The following is a 24,544-nucleotide window of genomic DNA, read 5'->3' on the forward strand; positions in this document are numbered from 1 at the left end:
GTGCGCCGCGTGCGCGGTCGCTTGCAGATGGCGCGGGAGCCGAACGGCGGGTCTTCAGCGATGGCCTGGCAAGCGGAGCGTCATCGTGAGACCGTCCGGCACTTGCGCCCCACACTTTCAGACAGTGCAGTTCATTCTTATAGTGCGGCGATGATTGGACCATCCGAGCAGGGCCACTGGTCCAAGAACGCGGCTCAACGCTCGTTCGGGGCGATGGTGGCCGGAGGACGATATGTCGTCGCCGTGCCCTTCACCGATTTCGATGGCGACCTTCATCCTGCTGGGGAAGCCTGGACTTTCCTGGGGGCAGCGTTCCTGCCTTACGAGGACGGACAATCGTTATTCGTTTCGCTCGATGGTGAGCGGGAGTGGCACATCCGTCTGCAATGGCGGGCCGAGCAGCAAGCGGAGATACTCGACCATTTCGACGCGTATGTTCAGCCGGGGAACGGCAGCTAGCCCCCCCCACTCACGGGCGTTCGCGGCTGATGCGGCAGCCTAGAAGCTGACGGGCCAAAAGCGCCCACTTGCAGTCATTCATCGCCCAGGGCAGATCGTGTTAATGCTCATCGACGAACTAGACAATCTGCGACGGGTTGTAGCTGACGGCGGAACTGCGTTGGAGATCGACGATGCGCTCTTGCCTCTAATCACATATTCAGACCCGTGTATCATCTCACCAATCCTGACACTGCTTAACGAGAGCGGCGATCAAGACGGCATGTGGTCAATACTTCACACCGCAGAGTCGTTCGATGGATCGCCATACGTGGCAGGTTTATTAACGGCCCTACCCTCACTTATTGGGACCTGCGATTGGTGGGCTCAGACTCTGGTGCTTCGTGTCCTAAACTCGGAAACGTATACTGCTGAATTGACTGCTCAGCTTCGCAAAGCACCCGCACGAACGAAAGAAGTCGTCGCAACTATCTGCGAAAAACTCAGCAAAGACGCGCGTTTTCACGCCAAGGCAGCACCGGTCCTCGCAGCAACAAAGGTATAGAGCGGGCCTTCTGCAACCCACCATCAGGAGACGTGGAAGCGGTTGATAGGCGCCCGACTGGGCGAAGACCGGCATTGGCGGAAGCGATCCCCAGCGGAACAACGCCGCCCGGCGATCGTACCCTGATAATGGAGTGCGCGCTGAAGGGCAGCCGGATCGCGCAATGCAAATGGATCGAGATGGTCGAGCAAGCCGAGTCCGAGCAGAAGCGCGACCAGCAATCGCTGTACCATCTGCTGGAATTGCCGCATCGCAAATATGTGCACCGACCGGGCTGGGGCCGGGTGCTGGATATGAAATGGACAGACGAGATCGTCGTCGATGGGGGGATTGGCCGGACGGTCGTGCGGCGGGTGGACAAGGAGTGAGGGGGTGCGTCGCGCCGCGTGCGCGGTCACTTGCGGATGGCGCGGGGAGCCGATTCCCGGGTCTGATGCCGCCCGCGTTCGTGCGCGCGAACGCGCGCCCTAGAGCGAGATGACATCGCGTGGAATCGGCTTCCTCTCCGTTCGTTTCGAGCGAAGTCGAGAAACCGCCAAGCAGCCCTCCACCAATGTTTCTCGACTTCGCTCGAAACGAACGGATCTAGCTAAAGTCATCCCGCCCTAGTGCCGTGGTCGCGATCCATGTACGCCGACAGAAACTGGGGAGTGCGCGATCGATGAAGCGGATTTTGCTTTTGTTTGCCGTCTTGCTTACGTGCGCGGCCGCCAACGACACCGGCCTGGGCCGGGAAAAGTACAAGCTGCTTTCCGACAGCGGGGCAACCGCCACTGCTCGATTCCCCAAAGGAAACCTGCGCCTGAGCATCATGCGGGGCGACACCCAATATTATGGCGTATTGCGGGGCGACACGTGCAAGTCGGCGCAGAAGCTGACGGTGTACAGCGCGGGCATCGGGGGCAATACGACCGAGAAGGTCTTTCCGATCGAAGCCGGCCACAAGCTGCGCATCCTCGCCAGCGTCCAGAAGCAATATTATGCGGGTTATCTGACCGAGAGTTTTTCGACGTGCACGCGGATCGTCGAATTTACACCGGGAGCCGGCAAGACCTACCTGATCACGCAGGAGGCGGATGCAGCCCGTCCCGATTTCTGTGCGATTGGCGTGAAAGAGGAAGTTTCCGGTGAGGCGCCAGCAGACCTCGCCGACGGTCCCCCGTTGTCGTGTCGTTTTTAGATCGGGCACGCGCCAGAGCCGCACCGCGCCTGAAAGCGGACCGGCAGATTTCGGGCCGGGAAGCGGCCCTACGGCAAGCCCTTCATCAGCGGAGGGCCGCTTATTGATCTTGGGGTAGATCGGGGCGCGGATCGTACGCCACAAACGGGGGGCCGACGTCGCCAATCTCCCACCATCGCCCATTTCCTTCAGCGCACTTGCCGTAACCACAGTCCAACCTCTCGGACACGAGCCGACGCAAATACAGCACCCGATCGCAGCCAACGCCCGGCTCGAACTGAATCTGCGTCACCGGCACCGGGTTCATCCCCCGCACTTCCTTGAGGTACGATACAAGCGTCGCTTCAGGAACCTTGGCCTTATTCCAGTTAACGGTGCCGTTCGACGCGACGGATATAACGTTAAGGGTTGATAGGACGCCTTTTCCTTGCCGTGGCGTAATCCAGTTCGCGGGTGGTGGACCGCAGCCTTGCGCATAATTCCTTGAACGCTCGCATCCGCCGAGGAGCATCATCAGGCCCGCAATGATCACGCTTCTCTTCATCTTTGCATTTTATCCTGTCTCGCCTCGTCCGGCCAGCTACGTCCCTTTCCACCATAGGAGACATGGAAGCGGGTCGTAGCCCCCGACTGCGCGAGACCGGCATTGGCGGAAGCGATCCCCAGCGGAACAACGCTGCCCGGCGATCGTACCCTGATGATGAGGATGATGGCAGGACCGGTGGCGCTTATCGCGGCGCTCTCGAGCGCATCTCCGGCGCTCGCCTGCACCCTTTGCCATAGTCGCACCGCCGAGGATGTCCGGGCGGCGATATTCGGGGCGGATTTCTGGGGGAATGTCGGCGCGCTTGTCTCGCCGGTGCCGGTGTTCCTGCTTGCGGTGTTTCTCGTGCGCAAGATCTCGCCGTAATGGAGACGGGCATGACCGACGGACGCCGGACGACGAAGCCGCTGACGGCGGCGGGGACGGTGATCGGGATCGGCATGGGCGGCTTTATCGACGGCATCCTGTTCCATCAGATCTTCCAGATCCACAACATGCTTTCCGCGAAGATCCCGACCGATACGCTGGTCGGCGCGAAGGTGAACATGGTGTGGGATGGGCTGTTCCACGGGGTGGTGTGGATCGCCACCGCGATCGGCATCGCGATGTTGTGGCGCGCGGTGAAGCAGGCCGACGTGCTGCTTTCCGGCAAGGCGTTGCTTGGATCGATCCTGCTGGGATTCGGCCTGTTCAACCTGATCGAGGGCATCATCGATCATCACATCCTGCACCTCCACCATGTTTACGAGGTGATGGGGCAATCCGTGTGGGATTATGTGTTCCTGGGCTCGGGCATCGCGCTCATCGCCACGGGCTGGCTGATGATACGCGACGTGCGGGGCGAGGCCGCGAGCATCGGCTGACGGGTCGTCTCCCCCTGCCCGCTCCATCCACGCGTTGAGCGAGGTTCCGGCGGCGCCCCCGCCTGAAATGTCAGCCTTACTCGAAATGATTGTGAATAAAGCCGGATTCGCCTAACGAAACCGCGCAAGAAACATCATCGACTGGTCGCCACGCATGTCGAATCTGAAGATGGACTTCCGCCAGCCGCGTACCGAGCTGGCCGATCACTTCTCGTTCTTCTATCATTTCGAGCAGGACGACGATCGTTTCGAGGGCGTCGACCGCGCCGATTATGGGCAGTTTCGCTTCATCCTGCGCGGCCGCAACGCGCGCTATCGCTTTGTCGATGGCACCGAGCAGGCGATGCCGGACACCTACATCCTGGGCCCCACCACCGGCTGTTCGAGCCTGAGCTGCGATGGCGCGGCGGAGGCGATCGGCGTCGGGCTGATGCCGCATGGCTGGGCGGCGCTGGTGCCGATGGACGCCTCGGCGGCGGCGAACCGGTTGTTCGATGCGAGGGATCTGTTCGGCACTGTCGTGACCGAGGTTTACGAGAAGCTGCGCGACACGCCGGATTTCGACGCGCGGGTAAAGATCCTGGAGGAGATGCTGGTCACGCTGATGACGCGGCGGAAACCGGGATATCAGGCGTTTGTGAGCCAGGTGAACGCATGGCTCGCCGGCGCCGCCGCGCCCGACGTCAACGACCTGATCGACCTGACCGGCCTGTCGCTGCGGCAGGTGCAGCGCGGCTGCAAACGCTATTTCGGGTCGCCGCCCAAGGTGCTGGCGCGCAAATACCGGGCGCTGCGCACGGCTGTGGCGATGACGCATGGCGATCCCGAGCTCGACGCATTGCTGGCCGACGGGTTCTACGACCAGTCGCATGCGATCCGCGAAATCAAGCATTTCACGGGGATGACGCCGCATGCCTTCTCCGAGAATCCGACCGAGCTGAACCGGGAGATCGCCAAGCGGATTGCGCTGGAGCGGGAGAACCCGATCCGGCGGAGTGGGGTGATTACCTGAGGGTGGTTGGGGTGTTGGATAGTTTGGTGTAGTACCCTTGGGATACCCGCGGTGGGAGGTAAGTGGAGTGTCACCGAAGCCCGATCGTCATTGTCCCGGACGACGCGAGACACTGAGTCACGGTATGCCAGCTTAGAAACTGCTATGCGGTCAGGAAATCCCTGCTTATCCTGCCATGAACGCCCAGAAATCGGGCTCCGATAGAGGCGTCCGGCATATATGCAAATTGCCGATTTTAAATCCATCATGAACGACATGGATTCATTGCAATTTTGTAGAACGCATTTGTTTGATTCCAATAGTTGGATATTTAATTCTTCAAGCGGCGTTCACGTAAATGGGCAATATTCAGATTTCAGACTGGTCGTCGCGAACGAGATTGATACAAGCCCAAATAACATAGCGATTGTAGGTAGCGCTAAGTACGGCTGGAGCATGAGCCCCACAAAATCATTCAGGTCGTTCGATCCCGTTCAGTCCGACATTGACGTAGTTATCATATCGCCACGTATGTTTCATGCCGTTTGGAGCGACGTTCGAAGGGCGATTTCGGAAGGGTATTCTCACCTAAAAGAAACGCATCGGAATGAGATTATAATGAAGCATATTACCATTAGTACAGAAACTCAATATAATTCAACTTACCTTAGAGACGCCGCGAAAGCCGTCCAAGAACTTAAGGCCAAGCTTAACACCAGGACACTGATCTCGAATCAATTTAAATTTAGGTTTTACGAGTCTTGGGGAGATGCTGAGATGTATCATTCGTTTGGCATCGACAAGCTGAAGGAGATTGAAAATGTCTCTTAACTCTCTCATTCAGTCCACAAGACCCACAATCACAGATATTGTCTCGAATTTCAAAAATAAGCAGTATTTTGTCGACAATAGCTTTCAACGACGCCTCGTCTGGACGGAAAAGCAAAAGGTTAGACTTATCGAGTCGGTGCTACTTGGATTTCCAATGCCGGAAATCTATCTGTGGCAGCAGCATGCAGACCCGGATACCGGGAATAGAAGACATAGCATTGTTGATGGCCAACAGAGAATAACCTCGCTTGCTCAATTTATTTCTAACGAGTGGCTTCTAAAAGAGAGCTATCTTGACGATAGCAGCCGCGCATTAGATTTTTCGGGTAAATTTTGGAAAGATTTATCGAATGATCGAAAGCAGGCAATTTGGAATTATGTGATTAGTATTAGAAACATACCTGATACCGTAACAGAGATTCAAGTACGAGACATTTTCAAAAGGCTTAATGAAACAGATAAATCACTAAACCCTCAAGAGCTACGACATGCTGAATTTAACGGCCTATTTATTAAGACAGCCGAAACGCTGGCTGATCTGCCGCTGTGGCGAGACTGGGGTGTCTTTACGGATGGGCAAATTCGCCGGATGCGAGATATAGAATTGACAAGTAGCCTGTTGATATATTTGCGACGTGGGATTGTAGAGGAAACATCGTTGTTAATAAATGATGTGTACGATATGTACAATGATGTTTATGAGTCCAGCACTGAAGACATATCTTTTGTGAAAGGCTTTATGGATTTCTGCAGAGACAGAGTTTTCACAAATCTCACCGTTAAAAGCATGTTCTCAAAGCCGGTCCATATCTATAGTCTATTTTGTGCCTACAGCACCCTGAAATTGACCAAGGATGGCTTAGATAAACTCGTCGCGCGATTGCCGCCTTTCGTAAGCGCTTATGAGAATGATACGGGCGTCGCAGATCCAGACCTCGAAAAATACCGGGTTGGTGCTGCATCTAGGACGAGAAGCAAGGCCAGTAGGGATCGGCGAGCCGATGGCTTAATCAGTTGGGTGAAGAGAGTTTAATGGTTCGCAGCTTAGCCGCGTGTAACCGGCCAATGCCAAGCCGCCGGCACTCTACCGGTGGGCAGATCGGAGCCGAGGTAAAAAGCGCTAGCATTTCCTTTGGAACATAATAAGAACGATACCTGAGCGGTTTGGGGAAATGGAAATGGCTATCTCGGCGTCTTCGAAAATGACTGTGGATCGCTCTCCGACTCGAGGCCCATCAAGGCGCACAGGTAAAGCCGATAATGCCGGGGTTTTTAGCGTCGTCGATCTTTTCAGTGGCGCCGGGGGTCTATCGGAAGGATTTAGACAAGCAGGCTTCGCCGTGATCGCTGGCAGCGACAATGATCCAGACGCGCTAGCGACATATCAGGCCAACTTCCCAGAGGCTCAAGCCATCTTAGGCGACATACGAACGCCATCGGTCAAAGAGGAAATCCTGGCAGTTGCGCGAACCGCGTCGGTTTTGGTGGGGGGTCCGCCATGCCAAGCGTTCTCACAAGTTCGCAATCACACGCGGGTGATCGAAGATCCACGAAACTCGCTTTATCGCGAGTTCGTTGAAACGATCCAGGATGCGCTCCCTCAAGCCTTTGTCATGGAAAACGTGACAGGAATGGACCAGATGGGCGTTCGAGAGCAAATTCGAACGGACCTGTCGTTGGACGGGGAGTACCACGTTTCTGCCCAGATCGTGAACGCCGCCGATTTCGGAGTTCCTCAAACACGAAAGCGTTTGCTTTTTATCGGCGTGAGGGCGGGCAGTGGGATGGCGAGCCCGACCTTGGTCGGTTCTGGTGTGACTGAATCTGTCGCCCTAACTCGCTTTACTGGTCAGAGGCGTCCTCGTTATCAAATCACGGTGCAGCAGCATCTCTTAAGCATGAGGCTGGCTGAAGCACTGCGCGATGTCGACAACCTCATTGCCGTTTCCGTTCATCAAGCCCTTTCAGACCTCGCCGGCTTGCCCGTGGGCAACCGCCGAGACGCGATCAATTGGGCAGATCTGCCGGAGCCATCTTCAGCTTATCAGCGCTTGATGCGAGTGGGCGCGGAGACAGAAGTGACTAACGTCCAAGTGCCCCGATTAAACAAAGATACGGAGCTACGGCTCAAGGGAATCCCGCAGGGCGGGAATCATCGAGACTTGCAAGAAAGTTTGCTCGGCCGCTTTCTCACTGGGCAGCGCTGGGGCCAAGACAATGGTAGCGGCATGCTTTCCCGAAAGCACTTCTATGCCTATCGGCGCCTTCACCCTGACCTGTGGGCTTGGACGCTCAACACTAAAGCCGACTCAGCGTACCATTACGATGCTGCCCGCGCGCTTTCAGTTAGGGAGTTCGCAAGGCTCCAGTCCTTTCCGGATCGGTTCACATTCACGCATGATGCGAGGCGTGGTCAACTTGATGGACGCCACGATGGAGGCCCGTCTCACTCCCGCTACCGACAGGCTGGTAATGCGGTCCCGCCCCTTCTCGCCAAATGTGTGGCGCAAAGTCTACTGATTGAGCTTAATGCCGTCCGCGAGCAGGAGCTTCGCGACAAGGCAGGATGAACGAATGGTGGCTGATTTAGGTGTCCCACAGGATGGGGAGGCCATCGAACGAGCGTTCGGGGCGGAGAATAGAAATCGTCTAATCGATCAATACTTCGATGCGCTGTCTGATGTAGCTGTAACTCGTGAAAATGCTTGGCAGCACGTGTATAGGATGCTGTTGTGGTCAGACCCAACAACGGGCCTAGCGCACTGCTATGAAAGTGATAAATCGCAGCCTGGCAAACCTTGGTACGACCGCTCTCTCGCTTTTCACGATTGGATGTGTCGCGGATTGCAAGCTGAACCCGCGAAACTAGCTGAAAAGATCGATTGGCTGTTTATCAAAGCTTGCGCTGACTTGGCGAATGCTATGGTGCGTCGTGAAATCCGGCTCACTGACGTTGCGAAAAAACAACGTGAACCATACGACGGGCGTGGCTTTCCGGAGCCGGGAGCAGACCCCGAGTTAGCCGCAATTATCAGGAACTCGCTTTCCGCTTATCTGTCGGTCGAGCCGACCGAAGACGTATGGCGTTTGGTGACGCAAAAGGTGCGTCAATTTTTGGCGGTTCAGAACAAGCGCAAGAACTTAGTCGGAGAGGGCTTTGAAGACGTCCTATCTCAAACGATTCGCCGCGCATGCGACGTCCCACAAAATGAGATCCTCACGCGCCATCTGCTTTATCAAATTCCAGGCTTCAATCGGGCAAAGGCGGGCAGCAAGGAAAATAAGGTAGATATTGCCATTGTTCGCCCAAGCATGCGAACTTTGGTGACGGCAAAATGGAGCGTTCGCGCAGATCGCGAAAAGCAGTTTCCAACCGAATACGAAGAGTACTGCAATGCACAATCGGACAACGAAAAATTTCAGTATGTTTTTGTCACTAATGAGTTCGATCCAGCGCGCCTCATGAGGGCATGTGAAGCTCGTTTCAAAAACAACCTCATGTTCGATCACGTAGTCCATATAAACACTGACGGTGTTAAAGCGACTTATGGCTTGACGTCACCATCCGGCGACGAGGCGAATAACTCTCGCAAGAAGGTAGCTGCGTATATCGAATCCGGCCGTCTTATCAGCCTAAAACGATGGTTAGAAATCCTCTCAAGCTATTGAGGCTGCTCGTCGCACCGACGCAACCACCTTGCGAGTCCACCCCAAGCGGGACCCAAGCGGGACCCAAGCGGGACCCAAGCGGGACCCAAGCGGGCTCCCAATCGAATGCCCCGTCAACAACAACTTTCGGATTTGCCGAGTGGAAGAGGTGGCGCCACTTACATAAATCGAACCTGCGCCACCCCATTACACACCGCCCGCCCCGTGCCAAAATGCCTCAGCAGACCTTTTTTCCGCGCCAGGCCGATGCCCTGCACCTCATCCAGCGGACTCTCACTCATTGCCTTGGCGCGTTTCGCGCGATGCGCGCCGATGGCGAAGCGGCGGACTTCGTCGCGCAGGCGCTGGAGGTAGAACAGGACGGGGGCGTTGCCCACCAGGGTCAGCTGGCGCCCGTGAAACGATCTCCGGAGCATCCGGCCCGCTGGACCCCGGAACAAGTCCGGGGTGACGGTGGGGGTTGGGCCGGGCTCCGGCTCATCCTTTCGCCTCTCAGGGGCGTTCTGGGCATCGATACCGCCATGCCTCCCAACTTCCGTTAGGGAACGCTCGCTTTTCGTCTCCTTTAAAACGCTCACTCACAAGAGAACGAGTATTGCATTTCCCGATTCGCGGGTTCATGATCCGACCCTAGCGCCGACAAGTGCGTATTCATGGAGAGGGGGACGTCGGTATGATCCGGTCTATTCTGTTGGGCAGTGTTGCGTCTCTGGCCTGGATGTCCGCGGCGGCGGCGCAGACGGCGCCCTCCGCTCCCGATCAGCAGCCCAGCGATGCCGACAAGATCGGCGACGACATCGTCGTCACCGGATCGCGCATCGTGGTCAACGGCTTCCAGCAGCCGACCCCGGTGACGGTGCTGGGCGCCGCGGAAATCGGCCGGCAGGCGCCCGTCACCATCGCGGATTATCTCAACAAGATGCCGTCCTTCGGCGGCACGACCTCCGCCAAGAACCCCGCGATCAACGTTGCCGGCGGCGGGACCGAATTCGTCAATCTGCGCAATCTGGGCGTCACGCGCACGCTCGTGCTGCTCGACAACCGCCGGGTCGTCGAGGCCACCACGACGGGCGGCGTGGATACCGTCACCATGCCGCAGAACCTGATCAAGCGCGTCGAGGTGGTGACGGGTGGCGCCTCCGCCGCATGGGGATCGGACGCCGTCGCGGGCGTGGTGAATTTCGTGCTCGACCGCGACTATCAGGGCCTTGGCGTCAATATCGACACCGGCGTGACGCAGCGCGGCGACAACGGATATTTCAAGGCTAATATCATCGGCGGAACCAGCTTCGCCGGCGGCAAGGGCCATATCGTCGCCGAGTTCGATTATGCGAACACGCCGGAGGGCGTCGACCTGAAGGACCGCAATTTCTTCAAGAGCCGCGCGGTCGTGAACAATCCCGCCTATACCGCGACCAACGGGCAGCCCATGCGGATCACGGTCAGCAATACCGGGCCGTCGAACGTCTCGCCGGGGGGCGTCATCACCTCCGTCATCACGCCGGCGGGCGACGTCATCAGCGCCACGCCGTTTCGCGGCATCCAGTTCGTCGGGCCGACCGGCGCATTGAGGTCGTATAATTTCGGCAACCAATCCGGGCTCGTCCAATATGGCGGCGATGTCGACGACACGATCGGCCAGAACCGGGCGATCTCCACGGCGCTGAACTACAAGAATTTCTTCGCGCACGCCGATTACGACATCACCCCGGGCATCACGGCCTATGTCGAGGGATTTTACGGCAAGTCCAATTATGACGAGAACGGGTATCTCTTTTATCTGAGGCAGGGGAATCTGCGGATCAACGTCGCCGACAATGCCTATCTGGACCCGACCTTGCGCGCGCAGCTCCTGTCGCAGGGATATACCGCGCTGAACCTGGGCAAGGATACGGTCGATCTGGGGCCGCCGACATCGCACAATACGCGGGACGTGTGGCGCGGCGTGGTCGGGCTGAACGGCCAGATCGGCGACAGCTGGAAATGGCATGCCTATTACACGCATGGCGAAGTCACGGCGAAGCTCTACGCCTATAACGACACGATCATTTCCAAATTCCTGGAGGCCGTGGACGCCGTGCGCGATCCCGCCACGAACGCGATCGTCTGCCGCTCCACGCTGACCAACCCGACCAATGGCTGCGCGCCGCTCAACGTGTTCGGCGTCGGCGTCGCATCGGCCGCCGCCAAGGCCTATACGCACGGCACGGCGTATCAGCGATCGAACGTGCAGCTGGACGTCGCCTCGTTCGACGCGACCGGCACGCTGTTCAGCCTTCCCGCCGGCGACGTGTCGATCGCGTTCGGCGGCGACTATATCCGGAACCAGGCATCCTCCACGCAGGACGCGCTGGCGCTGGCGCGGCAATATGCGGTGCAGAATTTCCAGCCCTTCTCCGGCAAGCGGGACGTGAAGGAGGGGTTCCTGGAGACGGTGATCCCCATCCTCAAGGACGTGCCGCTCGCCCAGCGCCTGGAGTTCAACGGCGCGGTGCGGCTGACCGATTACAGCACGAGCGGCAATGTCGTGACGTGGAAAGTCGGCCTGTCCGATCAGGTGACCGACGATCTGCGGGTCCGGGGCACGCTCTCCCGCGATATCCGCGCGCCGACGCTGAACGATCTGTTTTCTGGCGGGATCCTGACGCAGCAGCCAGTGCTGGATCCGTTCACGCAGAAGACCTACGCGCAATATACCAATGCGCGCGGCAATCCCGATCTGCGGCCGGAGCGCGGCGAGACGCTGACGGCCGGGGTGATCTACAGCCCGAGTTTCCTGAAGGGGCTGTCGCTCTCGATCGATTATTACCGGATTTCGCTCAAGGGCGCGATCACCTCGATCAGCGCGGCGCAGGAGCTGCAATATTGCTTCGAGGGGCAACAGCAATATTGCCAATATATCCACCGCGACAGCACCCAGGCGATCACCTCGATCGACACGGTGCCGATCAACGCCGCGAGCCTGCGGACGCACGGGTGGGATTTCGAAGTGGATTACCGGCACGCGCTCGGCGCCGGACGCGTCGAGTTGCGCGCGCTGGCGAACTATGTCCCGTTCTTCCGGCAGGTCGACGCGATCGGCAACGTCACCGACTTTGCCGGCCAGATCGGCGATCTCAACCCGGGCGAGCCCAAGCTGCGGGGCAACATCACCACCTTCTACGAAATAGGGCGGTATTCGCTGGCGCTGAACGCGCATATTCTGGGTGCGGCAAAACTGCAGAACGCCTGGGTGAGCGGCGTGCACGTGGATGACAACAGCGTCCCGAGCTACGCGACGTTCGACCTGTCGGGAGCGATCAACTTCGACGTCGGCGGCAGGTCGCTCAAGCTGACCTTCGGCATCGACAATCTGCTCGACAAGGATCCGATCGACGTTCCGGTCATTCCCGCGACCGTGCAATATTCGGCGCCGGGGCTTGGCGGGCGGTTCGACCTGTATGACCCGCTGGGTCGGCGGTTCCGGGTCGGGGTCCGGACGAAGTTCTAGGGCCGTCGCGGCTCCTCCGGTCCAGATGGTCCGGAGGAGCCGGGCGCGGTCTCTATTCCGGCTTGCTGCCGTCGCAGATCGCGATGAAGCCGGCGGCCATGAACTTGGCCATGCGCTGTTTTATGGCGGCGAAGTCGTCCGAGCGGTTCAGGCCGTCGGACAGCTTGTCGATGCGGCCGGTGCGCGCGAGCGTCAGCATCAGCGCGCCCGTGACAAAGTGATAGCCCCAGAAGATGTCCGCCTCCGCGCAGTGGGGAAGAGCACGGCGCAACAGGCCGATGAGGCGGAGCACGACCGGATCGAAATGCTCGTCCATCAGCTCTGCGCCCCAATGCGGCGTGTTCGCGACCTGGGCGCCGAGCTTGGCGTAGTTGCGCCATCCTTCGTCGCCCTGGATGTACAGATCGAGATCGGTATCGAGGAACGCGTGCAGCGCGCCCTCGACGGTGGGCTTATCCCCTGCCGCCTTCTCATAGGCATCGAGCGCCTGCATCCGCCGCTCGCTCGTCACGACCGCGCGGCGGGCGAAGACGGCGTCGAACAGCGCCTTCTTGTCGGCATAATAATAGTTGAGCAGCGTGTTGTGCACGCCGACCTGCTGCGCCACGTCCTTGAGCGTGACCCCGTAAAGGCCGTGCTCGGCGAACAGCGCTTCGGCCGCGTCGAGGATCTGCTCCGTGGTCGCAGCGCGTTGTTCGGCCTTGGTCGAGCGGCGACGGGGTTCGGCTGCCTTGTTCACGTGCCCGCCTTCCAGCTTGCCCGGCAGCACGTCAAGGCAAAGATGGCCGCATGCCATGGCCCCCGCACGCCCCTTATGCCCTCGGGGAGAAGGCCCCCGGACCATTCCGATTAATATTATCTCTCGATATAGTGAGTGTTTGACATCGCGCGGCGGCGAGTGTCAAATCCGCGGAAATCGACGGATCGTCGGAGAGGAAGGCAGCATGCGGATCGCGATACGGGGATCAGGCCCGGCCGGAGGGACGCGACGCTGGTTCGTCTGGACGATCGCCGCGATCGCAGCCGCCCTGATCGGCGCCGCGCCCGGCATCGCGGCGCCTTCACCGGCACCCAACACACCCGATTATGCCGATCCGGCCGCATGGTTGTGCCGCCCCGACCAGCCCGCCGATGTGTGCGGCCGATCCGATCAGGATGCCGTGGTCCTGCAGGCCGATGGCTCGACCAGAATCGAGCGGTTTCGCGCCGATCCGCGGGCGCCGGTCGACTGCTTCTACGTCTATCCCACGGTGTCGCGCGATCCCGGCGGCAACGCGACCATGAAGGTGGCGGCGGAATATGTCGCCGTGGTGAACCAGCAATTCGCCCGCTTCGGCGCGGTGTGCCGGCGCTTTGCCCCGATGTATCGGCAGGTGACGCTCGCGGCGCTCCACGCCAATATACGCGGCGCGCCGATCCCGACTGACCGGCAGATGGCCTATGACGATGTGAAGCGCGCCTGGGACCATTACCTCGCCCACGACAATCATGGCCGTGCCGTCGTGCTGATCGGTCACTCGCAAGGATCGGGCGTGCTCGCCCAGCTGGTCAGGAACGAGATCGACGGGAAGCCGATACAGGCCCGGATCTTGTCGGTGATCCTGGCGGGGTATCGGTTGCAAGTGCCGGTCGGCAAGGATGTCGGCGGCGACTTCAAGACGATCCCGCTGTGCCGCGCCATGGGGCAGACGGGCTGCGCGATCAATTTCGCCTCGTTCCGGGCCGACAGCCCGCCACCGCCCGAGGCGCGGACGTTCGGCGCCTCGGCGGGGCCGGGCCTCGAGGCGGCCTGCGTGAACCCGGCAGCGCTCGCGGGCGGCTCCGCGCCGTTGCACGCCTATCTCGGTGCCGGCGCGGAGATGGTGACGGCCAGCGGCGAGCAGCAGGGCCCGTGGACCACCCCGCCCGCGCCGATCAGCGAGCCTTTCGTCGAGGTGCCGGGCATGCTCAGCGCCGAGTGCCGCCGCGACGCGAACCACCAGTATCTGGCGGTCACTCTCCATCCCGATCCGGCGGGCAAGCGCACCAATGCGATCGTGGGGGACGTCGTCATCGATGGGCGCAAGCTGCCAGACTGGGGATTGCATCGGATCGACGTGAACCTGACGATGGGGAATCTGGTCGATGTCGTCCGCGCCCAGGCCAAGAGCTATCTGGCGGGGAAACGATAGAGCAAAACCTGGTTGGCGGGAGTCACCTCTTCCCGTTCGCCCTGAGCTTGTCGAAGGGCTGTTCTTTCTTCCCAGGAAGAGAAGAGCAGGGCTTCGACAGGCTCAGCCCGAACGGAGGTGGTGGATCAATTCCGACCGGGAAAGCCAATCCTACCGCCCGTGGTAGAAATCATAGACCTGCCGCGCGACCAGCGCTGATACCCCCGGCGCCTTTTGCAGATCCTCCAGGCTCGCATTGCGCACCGCCCGCCCCGTGCCGAAATGCATCAGCAGCGCCTTTTTCCGCGCCGGGCCGATGCCCGGGACTTCGTCCAGCGGGCTCGCGCCGATTGCCTTGGCGCGTTTCGCGCGGTGGGCGCCGATGGCGAAGCGGTGGACTTCGTCGCGCAGGCGCTGGAGATAGAACAGCACCGGCGCGTTGACCGGCAGGGTCAGCTCCCGGCCGTCCATCAGATGGAAGACCTCGCGGCCCTCGCGGCCATGGTCGGGGCCCTTGGCGACGCCGACCAGGCAGACATCCTCGATACCGAGCTCTTCCAGCACGCCCTTGGCGGCGTTGAGCTGGCCGCGGCCGCCGTCGATCAGCACCAGATCGGGCCACTCGCCTGAATCGCGATCGGGGTCCTCGGCCTGGGCGCGGGCGAAGCGGCGGCCGAACACCTCCCGCATCATGCCGAAATCGTCGCCCGGGATAGTCTTCGCGTCCTTGATGTTGAACTTGCGGTACTGGCCCTTGCGGAAACCCTCTGGCCCGGCGACGACCATCGCGCCGAGCGCGTTGGTGCCCTGGATATGGCTGTTGTCGTAGATCTCGATGCGGTCGGGCGGCTCGGGCAGCTCGAACAGGTCGGCGACTTCGCGCAGCAGCTTCGCCTGAGTCGTGCTTTCGGCGAGGCGGCGATCGAGCGCTTCCTCGGCATTGCGCTTCGCCTGATCGAGCAGGCGGCGGCGGGTGCCGCGCTGCGGGATGGAGATGGCGACCTTCGCCCCTGCCCGTTCGGCGAATGCCTCCTGCAGCAATTCGGTCTCTTCGAGCTCGCGGTCGACGAAGATGGTGCGCGGGGGCGGCACCTCCTCGTAGAATTGGGTGAGGAAGCTCGCCAGCACCTCGGCCTCGGGCACATCATTGGTGTGGGCGGGAAAGAAGCTGCGATGGCCCCAGTTCTGGCCGCCGCGGATGAAGAAGGCCTGGATGCCCATCACGCCGTTCTTGTTGGCGAGCGCGAAGATGTCGGCGTCCCCTACCCCTTCCGCGTTGATCGCCTGGCTGCCCTGGATGAAGGTGAGCGCCTTCAGCCGATCGCGGATGATCGCGGCCAGCTCGAAATCCATATTCTCCGCCGCAGCCTGCATCTGGCCGCCGAGCTTGGCCTGCACCTGAGTCGATTTGCCGGCGAGGAAAGCCTTGGCGTCGGCGATCAGATCTCCATAATCCTCCTGCGAGATGCGGCCGACGCAGGGCGCCGAGCAGCGCTTGATCTGATAGAGAAGGCAGGGCCGGTCGCGCGTCCTGAAGAAGCTGTCCGTGCAGCTCCGCAGCAGGAACAGCTTCTGCAGCGCGTTGAGCGTATTGTTGACGCTGCCGGCGCTGGCGAAGGGGCCGTAATAATTGCCCTTGGCCCGGCGCGCGCCGCGATGCTTCTGGATGCGCGGAAAATCATGATCGGCGCGCAAAAGGATGAAGGGGAAGCTTTTGTCGTCGCGCAGCAGCACGTTGTAGGCGGGGCGGTAGCGCTTGATCAGCTGCGCCTCGAGCAGCAGCGCCTCCGCCTCGTTGTTGGTGGTGACGATCGTCATCGAGCGGGTCTGCGCAACCATGCGCTGGAGCCGCTTGGGCAGGCGATCGACCTGAGTGTAATTGGTGACGCGGTTCTTCAGCGCGCGGGCCTTGCCGACGTACAGCACGTCCCCGCGCGCATCCTGCATGCGGTAGACGCCCGGGCGCGACGGGAGAGTCTGCAGCACGTTGCGGATCGCCGCCACCCCCGCCTCGATATCGGGCACGTCGCTGCCGCGGACAGTGAAGGTGGCCTTGTCCTCGTTGAAGCGATCGGGGGTGTTGGGGGACGACATCGTCCCTCCAGTTAGGACTCCGGCGCGCGCGCAACAACGGGTATATGTGGCGGTCGAGAGGAAGCTGACATGCAGATCAGAGGCAAGACGGCAGTCGTGACGGGCGGGAGCGACGGAATCGGGCTGGAGATCGCGCGACACCTGAAAGCGGCGGGGGCCGAGCTGATCGTGGTCGGGCGCAATCCGGGGCGGCTGGCAGCGGCACTGGCGGAAGGATTCGACGCCATCACGGCGGATCTTTCGACCCCGGCGGGATGCGATTCGCTGCTCGCGGCGCTGGCCGGGCAGCCGATCGACATCCTGGTCAACAATGCCGGTACCGGCGTTGAGTTCGCCATCGATTCGCCGTTCGATCTCGACCGGATCGATCGCGGCATCTTCCTCAACCTGAACGCGCCGGTCCGGCTGATCGCCGGGCTGCTCGACGGATTGCGCGCGCGGCCCGAGGCGATGATCGTCAACGTCACCTCCGGTCTGGCGATCGCGCCCAGTGCGCAGAGCCCGCTCTATTGCGGGACCAAGGCGGGGCTGCGGAGCTTCACCATGGCGCTGCGGGCGCAGCTGGCGGGCACCGAGGTGCGGGTGCTCGAGGCGCTGCCGCCGGTGGTCGAGACGCGGATGACCGAGGCCAATCAGCACCGCAAGATGCCGGCGCCGGAATGCGGGCGGCAGATCGTCGCGGCGATGGCAGCGGACCGCAAGCAGGCGAATGTTGGCATGACCGCGCTGCTCAACGCAGTCTATAATCTATCGCCGCCGATCGCGCGGCGGGTGATGCTGCGCTATTGAGAGAGGCCGCCGCCCCGGCACGCAGCCGGAGCGGCGGCGAGCCCTTTACTTGATCGCGGCGAGGTCGACCTTGGCCTTGGCCAGCTGCTCGTCGGTGATCTGTCCCTGGGCCAGCGGCTGGACGGCCGCGAGCGACATGACCTTGAACTGCTCATAGGCCGGATGGCTGGTCATGCCGGGGAAATCGGCATCGAGCACGGCCTTGCCGGCCGGATCGGCGGCGATCGTCTCGATCGGCGTGTCCAGCGTGAATTTCGAAGTTGCCGTCGCATCGGCGGCGGGTGCCGGGGCCGGCGCGGGCTCGGTCTGGGCAAAAGCGGGCGCAGCCGTCATCGCGAGGATCAGGGCGGAGAAGGCGAGCTTCATGAAGGCATCTTTCCTGGATCGGGTGGCGCGAATCACCATCCTGCGGCCTGTGTAACCGGGATGGAGCCCGAGCGAAACGACAGGAATCCGCCCGAAACGGGCCGATCAGTTGGGGCGGCCAAGCCCGGCGATGGTGCGATCGATCAAGGACTTGTCGGCCGTAGCGTCATGCTTGCGTGCGATGATCGCAGCAGCGGCGCGGGTCGCCGCGTCGGCCGCGGTCGCGCGAACCTCGGCGATCGCGCTACGCTCGGCCGCGGCGACCTTGTCCTCCGCCATCTTGCGGCGGCGGGCGACGAGATCGGCGGAATCGCTCTCGGCCTTGGCGATCAGCAGCTTCGCCTCGGCTTCGGCATGGGCGATGATCGCAGCGGCATCGCCGGCGCTCGCCGCGTTGCGGGCCTTGGCTTCCGCCAGCTGCGCCTCGGCCTCGGCGCGAAGCCGCGATGCCTCGTCCAGCTGAGTGCGGATCGTGGCGATCCGGGCGTCGAGCATGCCAGCGATCATCGCCGGCACCTTCTTCCACAGGATCAGGCCGATGACGACCAGCATCGACAGGGCGACGAAGCCCGGTGCACTGATGCCCAGAGCCGTGGGCTCGTGGTGCAGCTCGGTCGTGCCGGTCGCTGCCGTCAGGCTCTCATGATGCGCTTCAGCCATGCGCCAGTTCCGCCTTCACTTGCGTTTCAATCGCCGAACGATCGACCGCCACGCCCGAAAGCTTGGCGACGATGTCCTGCACCGCATCGACCGTCGCCGTCTCGATCTCGGCCATGGCCGTGGTCTTGGCGGAGCCGATGCGAGCGGTGGCGGTGGCGAGCTCTTCGGCCATGGCCGCATCGCCCGCCTTCACCTTGGTATCGGCCGTGGCAGACGCCTTGGCCTTGGCCTCCGTTACCGAGCGCAGGGCCTGGGACCGGGCTGAGTCCAGCCCGGTCTGATATTCAAGCTCCGACGCGCGGGCGGCGGCATTCGCCCCCTCTGCCGCAGCGAGGTCTCCGTTGATGCGCCCGTTACGATCATCGATCGTACGCTCGATCTTGGGGACCATCGCCTTGCCGATCCCGAAATAGATCAGGGCAAATACGATCGCGAGCCAGAACAGCTGCGACGCGTAGATCTCACCGATTTGGGATAGCTGCGGCATCTCGAGGTCGTCCTTACTTGCCGACGACGAAGAGGATGAGGATCGCGACGACGAACGCGATCAGGCCGAGAAGCTCGGAAGCCGCGAAGCCGATGAACAGGCGGCCCTGCTGGCCGTCTGCAGCGCCAGGATTGCGCAGCGCGCCTTCGAGGAACGAGCCGAACACGTTGCCCACGCCGAGCGCGGCCAGGCCAACGCCGATCGCCGCGAGGCCGGCACCGATGTACATTGCACCAAGATCAGTCATGATAAGCTCCCTAGTAATATGAAAAGGTACGAAATTCGAAAGACCTAGTGCAGGTGCACCGCGTCGTTGAGATAGAGCGAGGTCAGCAGCGCGAAGACATAGGCCTGGATCGCGCACACCAGCAACTCGAGCGCGCTGACGCCGATGATCATCACAAAGCTGAGGATGCTGACGACGATGCCGAGCGGGCCGCCGGCGTTCAGGCCCTGCACCACGAAGCTGCCGAAAACCTCGAGCAGGATGTGCCCGGCAGTCATCGCGACGAACAGTCGCAGACCAAGGCTGAACGGGCGCACCATGAACGACACGAACTCGACCGGGATGATGACGGGCATCAGCCAGGCCGGCGCGCCGTGCGGCACGAACAGCGAGAAGAAGTGGAGGCCGTGGCGCCAGAAGCCGACCGCGAGCACGATGCCGAACGACAGGAAGGCCAGCACCGCGGTGACGGTGATGTGGCTGGTCACGGCGAAGGTGTGCAGGCCCGGCACGATCGCCAGCGGCAGCACGCCGACCAGGTTCGCGAACAGGATGAACATGAAGATCGAGAAGATATAGGGCGCGAACTTCTTGCCTTCCGGCCCGATGTTCACCTGCATCATGTTGTCGATGAAGGAGATCACCGATTCAGCGGCGACCTGCCAGCGGCCCGGCACCAGCTGACGCTTCAGCCCGCCGGCCATGAACAGGGCGAGCAGCACGAACACGACGACCATGAACAGCGCCGAGTTGGTGAACGACAGGTCATACCCGCCGATCACGATATGCCGGCCGAGCACGGGCTCGACCAGGAACTGCTCCATCGGGTCTATTCTACCGGCCACGATCGCCTACCCTTGTGCATTGCTGTTGGAAGCGACGGTCATTCCGCACGCTCCTTCGAGATCTTGTAGATGTTCCGACCCGCCGCGACGATGGCGAGCACGAGCAGGATCAACATCAGCCAGGGGCTGGTGCCGAGCCAACGATCGAGCAGCCAGCCGATCAATCCGCCGCCGATCGGCGCGCCGATCAGCTCGGCCAGCACGCGCGAGCCTTGCGAATAACCCTTGGCAGGCTTTGCCGCGGGGCTGACACCAGTCCGCGCCTCTTCGGCCGCGCGCGCTTTCGCGATACGGCTGTCAAGGTCATCGTTCTGGCGGTCGTCGGCCAACGCGAAAGCATCCTGATAAGAAAACGCCGCCGCGCTTGCGCACGGCGACGAGGAACATGGGGCCAAGCCCCCGTTGCGGCGCCCGTTTAGGAAAGGGGTCCGCCCGAGTCAACCTTGGTGACAGGGATGTCATGGACGGCGCCCAACTTATCGCCGGCGCGGCCAACCGGGGAGGACCCGTCCCCCCCTAGACACAGCGCGCGTCGCGTTCCGGAGCGCCCGCGCCGCGGGTCGCCCAGCTGCCCGACGGCGTCTGGTATTTCTCGCCCGGCACCGTCTTCAGGATCAGGTTGCAGCCACTGGCGAACGCCATCTGCTCGACCGTCGCGCCGGCAGCGGCGCTCTGGGTGTATTTCGCCTTGCGCTGGATGTTGATGCTGTTGACCAGCGCGCGCAGATCGGGCGTCGCCGTGCCGACGATGCCGAGATAGCCGTCGGGCTGCTCGCCGATCTGGCCGGCCGAGCGCGCCGCCTGATAGGCCGGGTCGCGCTGCGCATAGGCCGCCGTGGCAACGCCCATCAGCGCGAAGCCTGCAGCGATCATCGTGAATTTGGCCATCGTCTTCATCAGAAAATATCCTGGTTCTGCTGGATCAACTTCTTCGCCTCGCCATCGAGCCGATAGACCACCTCCTGAGTCACGTTGATGTTGAGGTTGATCTCGATCGGCTTGTCCGGAGCGCTCACGTTGACGCAACCGGCGGTTGCGGCGCTGGCGCCCAGGGCCATGATCGATATCATCCTTTTCATCGCGTTCCTCGTCGGTCTCCACTTCCGCTTCGTCAATCCCGTTCTGGTCATGGCAGTTTCTCGCTTTCGGCAGGCTGAATGGGCGTCGGGGCCGGCACGGCCGGGGCGGGCGGCGTCGTGCGCTTGCGCTGCTCCTCGAGCAGGGCCGGCAGATTGCGCTGAATGAGCCGCTTCGGATCGTAGAAGGACGCGGCCGAATCGATCAGCCCGCGGAAGGGCGCCTTGATCCGTACGTTGAAGATGAAAGGCAGTTTCTGCAGGCGATCGAGAATGAAGTTGCGCTTCGCCCCCTCGCCCTGGCCGACCCCCTCGAACCGCACTTCGGTCACCATCTCGCCCGCGAGCGGGCCGTTCATGACCAGCTCCAGGCTGCGATAGCGGAGCGATTTCAGCGCCTGGAAAGCGAGATTGCCCCAGAAGCCGGTATCTTCCTGGCTGACCTCGCCGACATAAGCGAGCGTGCCGCCGCCTGCGCGCACCTTCAGCCGGCCATTTTCGATCCGGCCACCCTTTTCGTCGAAGACCATCGGCAAGGTGCCGTCGAATACGCCAGTGGCGTCGAGATTCTTGAAGTCGAACTGCTGGAGGAACTGGCCGGCGTCCATGCTCGAAACGGTGAAGGTCATGCGGCGCTCAATGCTCTGGCCGAAATCGAGCATGGTCGGCTCAAGCACGAGCGATCCTCCGGCGAAGGGCCAGCGCCCGTCCTCCACCTGAACCCGCGCGCCGGAGAGCAGCCTGTAGCGGATCGTGCCGTCATTGACGGCGATACCGGGGTTGATCGTCTTGATCGTGGCAATCTGGCCAGGCGCCGTCTCCAGGTTGAGCAGATCAGTGAAGCGGATCTCGCTCGCGATCCCGGTGACGGGGCCGAGGGCCGCGGCAAGATCGGTACCGGGGGTACGGAACACGCCGTCGCTGGTGACGCCGGCCTGATCCCAACGGATATGGCCCTCGCCCGACACGGTGCCGACCACATTGGCGATGACGCCCTTGGTCAGCCGAGTGAGCTGGTCGGGCTGGAGCGCTTCGCCAAAGGCGATACCGGGGACGCTCAGATCGGCACGGCCGCTGCCGTTCGACAGATCATGCTCGATCGCGACGCCGCTGATGAAAATAGCCTTCTCGGGCGTGCTCAACCGGCCGGTGGCAGTGATCCGGTTGTCGGCGAGGCGGAGCGCCACATCGCTGCCGACAAGAGGAAAGAAGCGCGGCGTCGGATCGGCGTCGGCGACCTTGAGCGTCCCGCCGGCCAAATCGAGCGCACCGTTGGCGAAGGTCCAGTGCCCCTGCGCTTCCGACATCAGCAACGGCACATTGGCGATCCGGCCCGAGCCGCCCTCGATCGTACCCGCCATGGTGCCGCGGGACAGGCCGCCCTCGACGCGTGCGAAGGAAAGCTGAGTCACGCGCTCGGGCGCGCCGATGCGGACCTCAACGTCGCGCAGATCGGCGCGAGTGTCGCGCAGCCTGAGCGTCAGGCCGGCGGTGGACAGGGTGAGCGGCGAACTGCCTATCGTGCCCGACAGCCGCAGCGCGCCGGACTGGACGCCGCCGCCGATCCGCCCGCCATCGAGGCGGAACATCGCGCCATCGACCGGACAGAGCGAGGCCGATGTCTGGCGCAGCCTGAAACTCGACACCGCCAGCGCGCCGATCGACAGCGGCGCGCAGGTGCGATTGATCTGAAGCCGGCCGTGCCCGTCCCACAGGCCATTCAGCGGCAGGACCAGATTGTCGATCCGGCCATCGGCGAGCGGTCCCGACAGCGTGACGCGTGTCGCGATGCGGGTGGTGCCGCCTGGCGTCGCGGCAAAGCTGACCGGTGTCAGCGCGACGCGGGCAGTGCCGGCGGCATAGGGCTGAATCGTCGCAGTGCCGCTGACCGGCGCACCAGCCTTTGCCTGGGCAATCTGGATCGTCGCGGTCGGCAAGCCGCCGCCGCCCAGATCGACCGAGCCGTCGAAGCGCACGCCCCCGCCCGGCCAGGCATACCCCACGCCCTCTCCCCCGCTGATCGTCGCCCACGCGCCCGAGGCAGTGGCGAGCTGGAGCCGCGAGACTTTTGCCTGGCCGCGTCCGCCCGTCAGCGAGACGGAGATTTCGGCATCGAGATTGGCGGACTGTGCGGCAGCCACCGCCGCTCCGACGGCCTTGTGCAGCAGCGGCGCCACCGGCGTGCCGGCACCCAGATCGCGATAGGATGCCAGCCGGGTGCGCATCAGCTTGCCGAGCAGGGCATGACGGGCACCGGCCTTGCCGTCGAACGCGACGCCGGCTGTGCCGAACCGGTACGTCCCGGCAAGAGTCGTCGTATCGGCCGCGACACCGCGGGCCGCAGCGATGCCCGATGCGAGGTTCAGCTTGCCCTGGGTAGCATCCGCCTTGCCGGCGAAGTCGATCGTGCCGGTGAGGGCGTGAAGCTCGGCGGAAGAATGCTGTATCCTTGCCACCGCCAATTTGGCGTCACCGCGCCAGCCGTCCAGCGCCTGATCGAGCGTGACCGCGATATCCGCGCCCGCATCGGTCACAACGGTGCCGGCGCAATCGAGCTTTGCGGTATGAATCGGCCCGCGCAACGTGGGGCGCGACAAGGCGATGCGCACCGCCACGACCGCGGTCGTCGGACCAGCGACGCAGGTGCCGAGATCGAGCCGCTCGGTGATCGCGGCAACCTGTCCGGCAAAACCGTCGTTCAACTTCCCCTGCCCGCTCAGCTTGATCCCGACCACCCCTTGCGGCGCGACCAGCCTGATCCGTGCATCCTCCACGTCGGCGAAGATCGCCGGCAGCGCGAACGGCTTGCCGGATGGCGTTGGCATGAACTTGTCGAGCATGCCCAGCGACAGCTTGCCGTCGACCAACCGGGCGTTCATCCGGACATGGCCCGCGCGGATCGCGGTTACGGTGGCGCCGGACAGACCGATGCTGGTGCGCAGCTCGATCCAGTCGGCGACGAGATCGGGATGCGCGGGATCGCCGATCGACACATTGGTCAGCCGCTGGCGGTTGAAGCCGAGATCGGCGATGCCGTAGCGCGCGGGCACGCCGTAGCTGGTCAGCGCCTTGTCGATATAGCTCGATGCGATCGGCTTGCGCTGAGACCAGAGCGCGATCAGTCCGCCGAGCAGGACCAGCGCGACGACGAGCACGACCCGACGCACCCGCCGCCAGCGGGGCTTATCCTCGATCGCTTCGTCCAGACTCAGCTCGCCACTCCCGGTTGCGGCACAAGGGCACGCCTTTCAGCACAGACCCCCAAGCACGCGCAATTGCG

Annotated in this window: 25 protein-coding genes and 1 pseudogene; 13 read left to right on the top strand and 13 right to left on the bottom strand. The window is 62.2% G+C overall.

Going from position 1 to position 24,544, the window contains the following annotated elements; genetic code table 11:
* The 4 genes from U1769_RS12605 to U1769_RS12615 all read left to right on the top strand — a co-directional run bounded on the left by U1769_RS12605 (nt 1) and on the right by U1769_RS12615 (nt 2,183).
* The gene (locus tag U1769_RS12605) at nt 1–459 is read left to right on the top strand and encodes a DUF3601 domain-containing protein (RefSeq protein ID WP_332716386.1); all 459 of its coding nucleotides are present in this window, start codon (nt 1–3) and stop codon (nt 457–459) included.
* Nucleotides 460–562: 103 nt separating this feature from the next.
* Nucleotides 563–1,003, top strand: a complete 441-nt coding sequence (locus tag U1769_RS25640; RefSeq protein WP_443030345.1) for an Imm30 family immunity protein — start codon at nt 563–565, stop codon at nt 1,001–1,003.
* A 74-nt stretch (nt 1,004–1,077) separates the two neighbouring features.
* The gene (locus tag U1769_RS12610) at nt 1,078–1,371 is read left to right on the top strand and encodes a hypothetical protein (protein ID WP_332716388.1); all 294 of its coding nucleotides are present in this window, start codon (nt 1,078–1,080) and stop codon (nt 1,369–1,371) included.
* 293 nt (nt 1,372–1,664) lie between these two features.
* Entirely contained in the window at nt 1,665–2,183 is a 519-nt protein-coding gene (locus U1769_RS12615; RefSeq protein ID WP_332716390.1) for a hypothetical protein, read from the top strand.
* Between the two features lie 100 nt (nt 2,184–2,283).
* Here U1769_RS12615 and U1769_RS12620 read toward each other — a convergent pair whose 3' ends face one another.
* Nucleotides 2,284–2,727, bottom strand: a complete 444-nt coding sequence (locus tag U1769_RS12620; RefSeq protein WP_332716392.1) for a hypothetical protein — start codon at nt 2,725–2,727, stop codon at nt 2,284–2,286.
* A gap of 153 nt (nt 2,728–2,880) precedes the next feature.
* On the opposite strand from U1769_RS12620, the gene U1769_RS12625 reads away from it, so the two are divergent.
* The 6 genes from U1769_RS12625 (at nt 2,881) to U1769_RS12650 (ending at nt 9,081) form a co-directional block, all read left to right on the top strand.
* Nucleotides 2,881–3,093, top strand: a complete 213-nt coding sequence (locus U1769_RS12625) for a hypothetical protein (RefSeq protein WP_332716394.1) — start codon at nt 2,881–2,883, stop codon at nt 3,091–3,093.
* Between the two features lie 11 nt (nt 3,094–3,104).
* Nucleotides 3,105–3,590 (top strand): DUF2243 domain-containing protein, encoded by a 486-nt coding sequence (locus tag U1769_RS12630; protein WP_332716396.1) that lies wholly within the window; start codon nt 3,105–3,107, stop codon nt 3,588–3,590.
* 154 nt (nt 3,591–3,744) lie between these two features.
* A complete protein-coding gene (locus U1769_RS12635; protein WP_332716398.1) occupies nt 3,745–4,602 on the top strand; it encodes a helix-turn-helix domain-containing protein in 858 nt (285 codons plus the stop codon).
* Nucleotides 4,603–5,401: 799 nt separating this feature from the next.
* Nucleotides 5,402–6,445: a GmrSD restriction endonuclease domain-containing protein gene (locus tag U1769_RS12640; protein WP_332716401.1), complete on the top strand. Its 1,044-nt coding sequence runs from the start codon at nt 5,402–5,404 to the stop codon at nt 6,443–6,445.
* 169 nt (nt 6,446–6,614) lie between these two features.
* The gene (locus U1769_RS12645; RefSeq protein WP_332716403.1) at nt 6,615–7,982 is read left to right on the top strand and encodes a DNA cytosine methyltransferase; all 1,368 of its coding nucleotides are present in this window, start codon (nt 6,615–6,617) and stop codon (nt 7,980–7,982) included.
* A 4-nt stretch (nt 7,983–7,986) separates the two neighbouring features.
* Complete coding sequence (locus U1769_RS12650; RefSeq protein ID WP_332716405.1) at nt 7,987–9,081, top strand: hypothetical protein; 1,095 nt, start codon at nt 7,987–7,989, stop codon at nt 9,079–9,081.
* A 185-nt stretch (nt 9,082–9,266) separates the two neighbouring features.
* On the opposite strand, the pseudogene U1769_RS12655 reads toward U1769_RS12650, so the two are convergent.
* A pseudogene (locus U1769_RS12655) lies at nt 9,267–9,515 on the bottom strand (excinuclease ABC subunit UvrC); the annotation flags it as partial.
* Between the two features lie 239 nt (nt 9,516–9,754).
* On the opposite strand from U1769_RS12655, the gene U1769_RS12660 reads away from it, so the two are divergent.
* Nucleotides 9,755–12,571: a TonB-dependent receptor domain-containing protein gene (locus U1769_RS12660; protein ID WP_332716408.1), complete on the top strand. Its 2,817-nt coding sequence runs from the start codon at nt 9,755–9,757 to the stop codon at nt 12,569–12,571.
* Between the two features lie 52 nt (nt 12,572–12,623).
* On the opposite strand, the gene U1769_RS12665 is transcribed toward U1769_RS12660, so the two are convergent.
* Complete coding sequence (locus U1769_RS12665) at nt 12,624–13,367, bottom strand: TetR/AcrR family transcriptional regulator (protein WP_332716411.1); 744 nt, start codon at nt 13,365–13,367, stop codon at nt 12,624–12,626.
* Nucleotides 13,368–13,515: 148 nt separating this feature from the next.
* Here U1769_RS12665 and U1769_RS12670 point away from each other — a divergent pair, with 148 nt between their 5' ends.
* Entirely contained in the window at nt 13,516–14,742 is a 1,227-nt protein-coding gene (locus U1769_RS12670) for a DUF3089 domain-containing protein (RefSeq protein WP_332716413.1), read from the top strand.
* A gap of 150 nt (nt 14,743–14,892) precedes the next feature.
* Here U1769_RS12670 and uvrC read toward each other — a convergent pair whose 3' ends face one another.
* The gene (uvrC, locus tag U1769_RS12675) at nt 14,893–16,815 is read right to left on the bottom strand and encodes an excinuclease ABC subunit UvrC (protein WP_332716415.1); all 1,923 of its coding nucleotides are present in this window, start codon (nt 16,813–16,815) and stop codon (nt 14,893–14,895) included.
* Nucleotides 16,816–16,884: 69 nt separating this feature from the next.
* Here uvrC and U1769_RS12680 point away from each other — a divergent pair, with 69 nt between their 5' ends.
* Nucleotides 16,885–17,604, top strand: coding sequence for an SDR family NAD(P)-dependent oxidoreductase (locus U1769_RS12680; protein ID WP_332716417.1), 720 nt, complete (start codon nt 16,885–16,887; stop codon nt 17,602–17,604).
* Between the two features lie 45 nt (nt 17,605–17,649).
* On the opposite strand, the gene U1769_RS12685 is transcribed toward U1769_RS12680, so the two are convergent.
* The 9 genes from U1769_RS12685 to U1769_RS12725 form a co-directional block, all read right to left on the bottom strand.
* The gene (locus U1769_RS12685; RefSeq protein WP_332716420.1) at nt 17,650–17,970 is read right to left on the bottom strand and encodes a hypothetical protein; all 321 of its coding nucleotides are present in this window, start codon (nt 17,968–17,970) and stop codon (nt 17,650–17,652) included.
* 105 nt (nt 17,971–18,075) lie between these two features.
* Nucleotides 18,076–18,630: a F0F1 ATP synthase subunit B family protein gene (locus U1769_RS12690; RefSeq protein ID WP_332716422.1), complete on the bottom strand. Its 555-nt coding sequence runs from the start codon at nt 18,628–18,630 to the stop codon at nt 18,076–18,078.
* Complete coding sequence (locus U1769_RS12695; RefSeq protein ID WP_332716424.1) at nt 18,623–19,117, bottom strand: F0F1 ATP synthase subunit B family protein; 495 nt, start codon at nt 19,115–19,117, stop codon at nt 18,623–18,625. The genes U1769_RS12690 and U1769_RS12695 overlap by 8 nt, the downstream gene beginning before the upstream one ends.
* Nucleotides 19,118–19,130: 13 nt before the next feature.
* On the bottom strand, nt 19,131–19,346 hold the full coding sequence (locus U1769_RS12700; RefSeq protein WP_332717572.1) for a F0F1 ATP synthase subunit C: 216 nt from the start codon (nt 19,344–19,346) through the stop codon (nt 19,131–19,133).
* 62 nt (nt 19,347–19,408) lie between these two features.
* Nucleotides 19,409–20,167, bottom strand: a complete 759-nt coding sequence (locus tag U1769_RS12705) for a F0F1 ATP synthase subunit A (protein WP_332717574.1) — start codon at nt 20,165–20,167, stop codon at nt 19,409–19,411.
* 59 nt (nt 20,168–20,226) lie between these two features.
* Nucleotides 20,227–20,517, bottom strand: a complete 291-nt coding sequence (locus tag U1769_RS12710) for an AtpZ/AtpI family protein (protein WP_332716426.1) — start codon at nt 20,515–20,517, stop codon at nt 20,227–20,229.
* A gap of 187 nt (nt 20,518–20,704) precedes the next feature.
* Nucleotides 20,705–21,085 (bottom strand): YdbL family probable chaperone protein, encoded by a 381-nt coding sequence (locus U1769_RS12715; protein WP_332716429.1) that lies wholly within the window; start codon nt 21,083–21,085, stop codon nt 20,705–20,707.
* Nucleotides 21,085–21,267, bottom strand: coding sequence for a YnbE family lipoprotein (locus U1769_RS12720; RefSeq protein ID WP_332716432.1), 183 nt, complete (start codon nt 21,265–21,267; stop codon nt 21,085–21,087). Before U1769_RS12720 ends, U1769_RS12715 begins: the two co-directional genes overlap by 1 nt.
* A 47-nt stretch (nt 21,268–21,314) precedes the next feature.
* Entirely contained in the window at nt 21,315–24,431 is a 3,117-nt protein-coding gene (locus U1769_RS12725; RefSeq protein WP_332716435.1) for an intermembrane phospholipid transport YdbH family protein, read from the bottom strand.
* Between the last annotated feature and the right edge of the window lie 113 nt (nt 24,432–24,544).

It is taken from the genome of Parasphingomonas zepuensis, assembly GCF_036663735.1.
In the GTDB taxonomy this organism is placed as follows: Bacteria; Pseudomonadota; Alphaproteobacteria; order Sphingomonadales; family Sphingomonadaceae; genus Sphingomonas.